A 7,826-nucleotide genomic window follows, 5' to 3' on the forward strand; every position below is an offset into this window, starting at 1 on the left:
GCCTGCGTTGTTCTCTCGCCAATTTTTTCTCTGCGTTCCTGTAATACCTTGGATAGGCAGACTCCTTACCGTTGCTGTCACGATATAATTCATGCATGGAAAAATCTAAACCTAAAAACTTTTGCAACTCCTTTTCCTGTACTTGGTCTTCATACTCAAAAAGAATACTTGCATAGTATTTTCCACTTGGTGTCTGACTTACTGTTACAGATTTGAGTCTGTATTCCTCTGGAATAATCCTGTGCTGTTTTAAGCGGACTTGACCAATCTTAGGTAATTTCAAATATCCATTAGATATGGTTATGTTCCCATTGATGCAGACCGTAGAATAGCTGTTTTTATTCCGCTTTTTTGATTTGAATCTTGGGAAACCTGTTTTCGGCTGTTTGAAAAAGTTCTGAAATGCCGTATCAAGGTGTCTGAGCGATTGCTGTAATGCAATACTATCTGCTTCCTTTAAAAATCCGTATTCTTCCGTCTTCTTCATTGCAGCCATTTCTTTTGCACAAATGGTATATGTTACGTTTGTCTTGTTCTCCTCGTACTGCCGGATCTTTCTATCAAGCCAATGATTATACACCATTCTGACACATCCAAAAGTCTTAGCAAGCAAAATCTTCTGTTCATCATTGGGATACATTCTGAATTTATATGCTCTGTTTGCCACTCTGTCACTTCCTTTTTCGGTCCCTTTGTCCCTGACTTTCTATATATTTTTTGATTACTTCAATTGGCGCATCGCCTGTTGTAATCAAACAAAAACTCTGGCTCCAGAAATGTTCTTTCCACAACTTTTGCCGTATCTGCGGAAACTCTTTCTTAAGAAGTCTACTGCTTGCACTCTTATATGCATTTATGAACTTACTTATTTCCGTATTGGGGTGTGCCCTGAAAAGGATATGTATATGGTCTTTATCGTGCTTCCATTCCTCAAGAGTAATATTGTAGTTTGGAGCAATATACTCAAATATCTCTTTCGCCCTGCTGGAAATACCATCATCAAAAACCTGGCTACGATACTTAACCACAAGCACAAGATGATAGTGCAGTAAGAATACTGAATGTGTATTATTATCTAAATTCATTGTATTTCAGCCTTTCTTTATCATGCGACTGAATATATTATACTATGATTAGAATGCAATATAAAGTAGGTAACAGACGCAATTCATCTCCCACCTTAGAGGTCGGAGTCTTCTTGCTAGAAAAGGATAAATTGTCATCTGTAAAATCAACAGGAAGTATTGTTTAAAAGAGGCTTACACTATATAATAAAAAATATCCAAAACTTTTTTACCTGTATCTTCTAAAGTCTCTGACTTCTTTTGCAATCCAGAAAGGTACTCTTCAAACTTTTGCTTATATACTTGCCTCACTTCCCGTAGAAGATTTCAGAATGAGCAGCTTTATCTCTTCAACAGATTTCTTAAAAAGCTGTTCTATCTCCTGTTCCGTAATCTGTAAATCCTTAAAAAAAGCTACTTTTACCTGCTCATAATCAGTAAGTCTGTTTTCATCCTGAAGTCTCATCAACAATGGGCTGTCTCCATTAAAATCTTCTGCATCCGGGAGTCCTCCATGATGATAGCAAATAACATTTGCGAGTAGTTCACCCACTATCCTTCCATTCGGTCCGTACTTTCCTGATAAATCATAAATATATTTTGCTCCGTAAACACCATGATCAATACCAGATTGTCTTTTACTTTCTATCCCCTCTTTTGCCTCCGACAAATTCCTATTCATCCAATATCACATAGCAGGCTCTTCCCTTTTCTTTTGCCTTATACAATGCATCATCTGTTCTCGTAAGAAGTTCTTTCTGACTTTTGGGAAATCCGAAATGATAAACACCAATGCTACAGCTAACGGTTCTTTCTGGTAAAATGGCTGAAATATCTAAGAGGAACTTTTTTAGTTGTTCCTCTAATTGTTCTTTCGTCATTTTCTCATTGATGATTACTGCAAATTCGTCTCCTCCTACCCGGCCAACGGCTCCATAGCTGCTGAATATATTTTTTAAGCTTTCTGCAATCTGCTTTAATGTTTCATCGCCGACCGTATGGCCCAATGTATCGTTAATCTGCTTAAACCAATCAATATCTATAAATAAAAACCAGCCTTTTCTTTTCGATTTGTTATCTATATCATCTCTATCATTCTGACATTTCGTACAATAATTTAAAAATAGTCTTCTTCCCATAACATTTGTAAGGGCATCCATCTCGCCCATATATTCTCTATGTTTCATGTAATTATAGATCATCAAAATGATAACTATCAGAATAAAGTTCAGTGAAATCATAGCTGCCAGAAATTGTACCTGCAAATGAAGAATGTCCTGTGCTATTTTCTTCGTTACCTTGACACCATATACACCAAACATATATTCTGTCCGGCTTGCAAAATATATTGTGGAAAAAGCTGCTATGCAGAATACAAATATTATAATAATGAACAAACTCATTTTCATTTTAACTGACCAGTGCTGTCTTAATTCTGAATCATTGATCACATTTTTATAATGTGTTACAAAAGAGCTATGATAAATAATATCTGATAGTATTACCGCCAAAATGCAGATTGCGGCTATAGCATAATCATTTACTCCCCATCTAAAAGAAGACTTATAATTAAATCCACTTTCTGGGAAAAGGATTCCCATTGCTCCGTACACAAGCAAGGCATGTAACGGAGTTGCTATTAATGCTGCAAGGCTTTTGCCGGCCCATTTATAACGGCTTTTATTTACAATTTTAAATATACATCCCATTAAAAATCCAAATAATACTCTTGTTCCTACACTTAACAAGATACTTCCTATCGGAAAATCTGTCTGAAATGGAGAAAATATTCTGTCACCCAGCATAACATACAATGCGGATGCTTTATACATACTTCCCAGTCCAAAAAATAATCCTGCAACTGAGGATTCCACTGGCCCGAAAAGGCATGCGATAACTACGATAGGAATATGCGCTGTAGTAATGGAAATAGGAGGTATATGAATATATCCCAAAAAAGTAAATGACATAATCCACTCTACTGCCAGTAAAATTCCCAATATATAATGTTCAAATTGTAACCCTCTCCACTTTAACTTCATTTTCTATCTCCAATTATAATTTTAGAATCTTCCATTTTTTAAGCATTAAAAAAGCCGCCTGTGAAGATAACCCTTACACAGACGGCATAAAATGAGCAGAAATTACTCATTAAAATAATCAATAACTTGATGCAACCGGCTGTCATAATTCTCTTAAAAAATGAACCTTAGACCCATTTGGCTTTGTGTCGCTGCCTTTCGACAGTTTTACCCAAATATAAAATTTATGTTTCAGCGCATATTTAAAACACGCTCTAATATATTTATCACTATTTATCAAATAGGAAATTCCTCTTAGTCTAACATTATTTTACACAATTATTTTTTTACTGTCAATATCTGAAATATACTGATTTTTTATAAGTACTGTTTCGTTAATTGGTCATATTGTTGAAACAAAACTTTCTTTTTTAAAGTGCTTCTCTCTCTTTTATAAATCTTTTTATAAAAGGATAATAGCATTCCATTTTTTATAAAAATCAAGATGTGTTGTCCCTTTATGAAAACAAGATAGCTTTTTAGTATTTGATAACTGATTCAGCGAATATGTTCTCTTTTAATAAGATCTCCTGTGTCAGCAAGGATGAGAACTGGACAAAGAATCGTTTTGAGTTTTTTCTGCGTAAGATGTGGAGAGCGTAATAAAGGAGTCTGATTTTGCTCTTGCAGCCAATAAACAGCCCTCAAAGAGAGCCTATCCCCTATATTTGTGGTCTCGGAGCAAGGTTTGGATACGGGCATGTATAAGCGAGTATTCAAACCGCCGCGACTAAAGTCACAAATATAGGGGATAGGCTCTCTTTAAGGGCGTCCCGTTGCCTGCGGCAAATCAGAAATTAATCTTCCTTGCCGTCTTCGCACCTCTCATAGCGATTTACAGAACTAATCAGCGCTTTCACTGAAGCATTGATGATATCGTCATCAATTCCAACTCCCCAATATGTATTTCCATCGCTTCCATAGATAGCAACATAAGCACATGCCTGGGAATTTGAACCCATTTTCAGAGCATGTTCTTCATATGTGGAGATTGTGTAATCTAAGTTGGAGTGGCGTTTTAATGCGTTACTTACGGCATCAAGACGACCATTTCCTTTTCCGTGGTATACTTTGTGTACGCCATATTTGTTCAGGATAATTTCTGTTGAAATTCCACCGTGTTCCTGTTTGAAGTGTACTTCGAGTAATTCAATTGGATCACAAATATTAACATATTTTTCGTTGAATACTTTTAATACTTCTTTTGGCTGTAATTCTTTATGTGTATGGTCGGAAACATCTTTTACAGAATAACCAACTTCTTCACGCATTTTAGTTGGAATACGAATACCATATGTTTTTTCCAGAAGGAATCCGATACCGCCTTTTCCAGACTGGCTGTTGATACGGATAACATCTGCTTCGTATTCTCTTCCAAGATCTTTTGGATCAATTGGCAGATATGGTACAGTCCATTTATCGCAGTCATGTGTTTCACGCCACAGCATACCTTTGGCGATAGCATCCTGATGAGAACCGGAGAAGGCAGCAAATACAAGCTTTCCTGCATATGGCTGTCTTTCATATACATGCATTCTTGTTACTTTTTCATATACTTTTACGATATGTGGCAAGTCTGTAAAGTCTAAGTTTGGCTCTACACCATGAGCATACATATTTAAAGCTAATGTAATGATATCTACATTACCTGTACGTTCTCCATTACCAAATAATGTTCCTTCCACACGATCGGCTCCTGCAAGAACAGCTAATTCTGTATCGGCAACACCTGTTCCACGATCGTTATGAGGATGAACAGATAACACAACATTATCTCTGTATTTTAAGTTCTCGCTCATAAACTCAATCTGGCTTGCGTAAACATGAGGCAGAGAGTGGGAAACAGTAGCAGGAAGATTGATGATGGCAGGTAATTCTTTCTTTGGTTTCCATACATCTAATACAGCATTACAGATTTCTAATGCAAAATCCATCTCTGTTCCTGTAAAACTTTCTGGAGAATATTCAAAACGGTATTTTCCTCCATTTTCTTCCATCAGTTTCTGTAATAATTCAGCACCTTCTACAGCAATCTGAATAATATGTTCTTTATCTTTTTTAAATACCTGCTCACGCTGTGCAACAGAAGTGGAGTTGTACAGATGAACGATTACGTTTTTAGCACCCTCAATGGCTTCAAATGTCTTTTTAATGATATGTTCTCTTGCCTGAGTCAGAACCTGAATCGTTACATCATCCGGAATCAGATTCCGTTCGATCAATGTACGGCAGAATTCATATTCTGTCTCAGAAGCAGCTGGGAAACCAACCTCGATTTCTTTAAAACCAACATCAACTAATAATTTAAAGAATTCGATTTTTTCTTCTAAACTCATAGGGATGATAAGAGCCTGATTACCATCACGTAAGTCAACAGAACACCAGATAGGCGGCTGTTCGATATGGTCTTTCTCCATCCATTTATTATATCCAGCTGGAGCTGGGAAATACATTGGTTTATACTTATCTGCATACTTCATAATAGAAAATCCTCCTTAAGTTAAAAACAACATATTACAGGAAATATATCCTGTAAAATAAAAAACTCCGTCTCTTTAATGGCAAATACCAAAAGGCAGATGCCGAAAAGAGACGGAGAAAATAATTCCGCGGTACCACTCTTATTCATACGATACATAAAAAGTAAGGTATGCACTCATTACAGATACGGACTTAAAAAGCCTTATATCCTCCTGCTGTAACGGTCAGGTTTCCGGCGCTGCCTACTGCAATCATGCGGTTCAACAGGCTGCTCAGAGGCGAGTTCAAATCATGTCCACTACTGCTTCGCACCGACCAGCAGCTCTCTGGATGTTTTCATCATTCTACTATTCCTCTTCATCGCATTTACAGCATTTAATTTATCACGAAATAAAAAGGATGTCAATTCTTTTTTCGGCAGAACTTGACAATATGAATTCGAATAGAGTACACTCTTTTTAGGAAACAAAATGTATTCAAAAATCCAATGTACAAAGAAATCCAATGTCTAAAGAAATCGAATTTTCTCTCTTCTTAATATGGTTTCAAGAATGCCCCGGCATTCTTGATGCAACCAAATAAATCTCGTAATTTTTTCTGATATTAAGAAGGAATGAAAAAATGCTTTTTCTAAACATTTGAAAATGACAAAAATTTTTTTGAAATACACAAGGGAGAGAAATATCATGGAAGAAATCATAAAACGCTATCTAAGAAAGATCTACTACAATTTAAAGACTTGTGCGTTATGGCTTTTTATGGCAGTATTGACCGGGGTTGCTGTCGGGGCATTTAGTAGTGCCTTTTCTTTTTGCTTAAAAAAAGTAACCACACTTCGCGGTCAATATCCATTTTTGTTATATTTTCTGCCGATTGGTGGTGTCGTTATCGTATTTTTATATCATCTTTGTGGGGTAAGGCAGGATAAGGGAACGAACATCATTATGACTGCTGTACATGGAAAAAATCAGGATGTGCCTGCATATATGGCTCCACTTATCTTTGCAGCAACAATTATCACTCACTTATTCGGTGGCTCTGCCGGACGTGAGGGAGCGGCTCTCCAGATGGGAGGAAGTATTGGAAATACAATCGGACGGCTTTTCAAATTTGACGAGGGGGATCGAAAGCTTCTTGTCATGAGCGGAATGAGTGCCGCCTTTTCTGCCGTATTTGGAACTCCTCTTGCGGCAGCTATTTTCCCAATGGAAATGATCAGTGTCGGAATCATGCATTATGCCGCTTTAGTTCCCTGCGTATTTTCTTCTATTGTAGCAAATCGTTTTGCTGTCAATATGGGAATCAACCCGGAAGCATTTACTATCCACGGAATACCAGAACTCACCTTCACAAGTTGCGCTAAAATCGTACTGCTCGGCATTTTCTGTGCTGGATTAAGCGTTGTATTTTGTATATTTTTAAAGGGAGCTGGTTTATTTTACAATAAGTTTTTTAAAAAACCTTACATGCGAATCATTGTCGGCGGTCTGCTTGTTATTGCAATCACCCTCCTAATCGGCAATTATGATTACAATGGAGCAGGAACTGACATGATTGCAAGAGCTATCGCGGGAAATGTCCCGGCCTATGCCTTTTTAATAAAAATGCTTCTTACTGCACTCACGCTTGCTGCCGGATATAAGGGCGGCGAGATTGTCCCTGCTTTCTTCACCGGAGCAACCTTTGGCTGTCTGTTTGGACATATCTTTGGCATATCTCCCTCTCTTTGCGCTGCAACCGGAATGCTCGCTTTATTTTGCGGTGTGACAAACTGTCCGATTGCTTCAATGCTTATTGGATTTGAATTGTTTGGATTTGAAGGTGTTTCCTATATCTTAATTGCCATCTCCATCAGCTATATGCTTTCCGGCTATCATGGTTTGTACAAAGAACAGATTATTGTCTACTCTAAATACCATCCAAAGTTTATTAACCGCCTGTCAGGGGATGAAAGATTTGATGGACAGGATTATGAATAAAAATTCTGAGTTGCCGCAGGCAAAGGAAACTCCTTTATAGAAGAACAAACAATCGGATTGCCAGAAGATTAACAGGAAGAAGCCCTAAAAAATTTATTGATTTTGTTCCGTTGTGCTAAACGCTCCATTTTGCCCAATAAAACAGAAACTTCGCAGAAACGAATGCGAAGTTTCTATGGTCAAAATCCCGCAGCACAAAGTCACAAAATTCAATAAATTGT

At 37.2% G+C, this 7,826-nt stretch carries 6 protein-coding genes, 1 riboswitch and 1 other annotated feature; of the genes, 1 reads left to right on the top strand and 5 read right to left on the bottom strand.

The window, feature by feature from the left end:
- The 5 genes from EUBHAL_RS04170 to EUBHAL_RS04190 form a co-directional block, all read right to left on the bottom strand.
- Window positions 1-667, bottom strand: a 667-nt coding sequence (locus EUBHAL_RS04170) for an RNA-guided endonuclease TnpB family protein (RefSeq protein WP_135960896.1), incomplete at its 3' end; no start/stop codon positions are given.
- A gap of 4 nt (window positions 668-671) precedes the next feature.
- Window positions 672-1,085 (bottom strand): IS200/IS605 family transposase, encoded by a 414-nt coding sequence (gene tnpA, locus EUBHAL_RS04175; RefSeq protein ID WP_005345241.1) that lies wholly within the window; start codon window positions 1,083-1,085, stop codon window positions 672-674.
- A gap of 274 nt (window positions 1,086-1,359) precedes the next feature.
- Window positions 1,360-1,746: a CRISPR-associated endonuclease Cas3'' gene (locus EUBHAL_RS04180; RefSeq protein WP_005345243.1), complete on the bottom strand. Its 387-nt coding sequence runs from the start codon at window positions 1,744-1,746 to the stop codon at window positions 1,360-1,362.
- Window positions 1,739-3,106: a diguanylate cyclase domain-containing protein gene (locus EUBHAL_RS04185; protein ID WP_005345244.1), complete on the bottom strand. Its 1,368-nt coding sequence runs from the start codon at window positions 3,104-3,106 to the stop codon at window positions 1,739-1,741. Before EUBHAL_RS04185 ends, EUBHAL_RS04180 begins: the two co-directional genes overlap by 8 nt.
- A 127-nt stretch (window positions 3,107-3,233) precedes the next feature.
- Window positions 3,234-3,328, bottom strand: a riboswitch (cyclic di-GMP riboswitch).
- A gap of 614 nt (window positions 3,329-3,942) precedes the next feature.
- The gene (locus EUBHAL_RS04190) at window positions 3,943-5,625 is read right to left on the bottom strand and encodes a 2-isopropylmalate synthase (protein WP_005345247.1); all 1,683 of its coding nucleotides are present in this window, start codon (window positions 5,623-5,625) and stop codon (window positions 3,943-3,945) included.
- A 105-nt stretch (window positions 5,626-5,730) separates the two neighbouring features.
- Window positions 5,731-5,996 (bottom strand) — a binding site (T-box leader).
- A gap of 316 nt (window positions 5,997-6,312) precedes the next feature.
- Here EUBHAL_RS04190 and EUBHAL_RS04195 point away from each other — a divergent pair.
- Complete coding sequence (locus EUBHAL_RS04195; protein WP_044921920.1) at window positions 6,313-7,605, top strand: chloride channel protein; 1,293 nt, start codon at window positions 6,313-6,315, stop codon at window positions 7,603-7,605.
- The last annotated feature ends 221 nt before the right edge of the window (window positions 7,606-7,826 follow it).

The sequence above is a fragment of the Anaerobutyricum hallii DSM 3353 genome (assembly GCF_000173975.1).
GTDB lineage: Bacteria > Bacillota > Clostridia > Lachnospirales > Lachnospiraceae > Anaerobutyricum > Anaerobutyricum hallii.

Bases quoted from the DNA above. Each gene is read 5' to 3' on its own strand.
- EUBHAL_RS04190 (WP_005345247.1), bottom strand. From the start codon at position 5,625: ATGAAGTATGCAGATAAGTATAAACCAATGTATTTCCCAGCTCCAGCT.
- EUBHAL_RS04185 (WP_005345244.1), bottom strand. From the start codon at position 3,106: ATGAAGTTAAAGTGGAGAGGGTTACAATTTGAACATTATATATTGGGA.
- tnpA (WP_005345241.1), bottom strand. From the start codon at position 1,085: ATGAATTTAGATAATAATACACATTCAGTATTCTTACTGCACTATCAT.
- EUBHAL_RS04180 (WP_005345243.1), bottom strand. From the start codon at position 1,746: ATGAATAGGAATTTGTCGGAGGCAAAAGAGGGGATAGAAAGTAAAAGA.
- EUBHAL_RS04195 (WP_044921920.1), top strand. From the start codon at position 6,313: ATGGAAGAAATCATAAAACGCTATCTAAGAAAGATCTACTACAATTTA.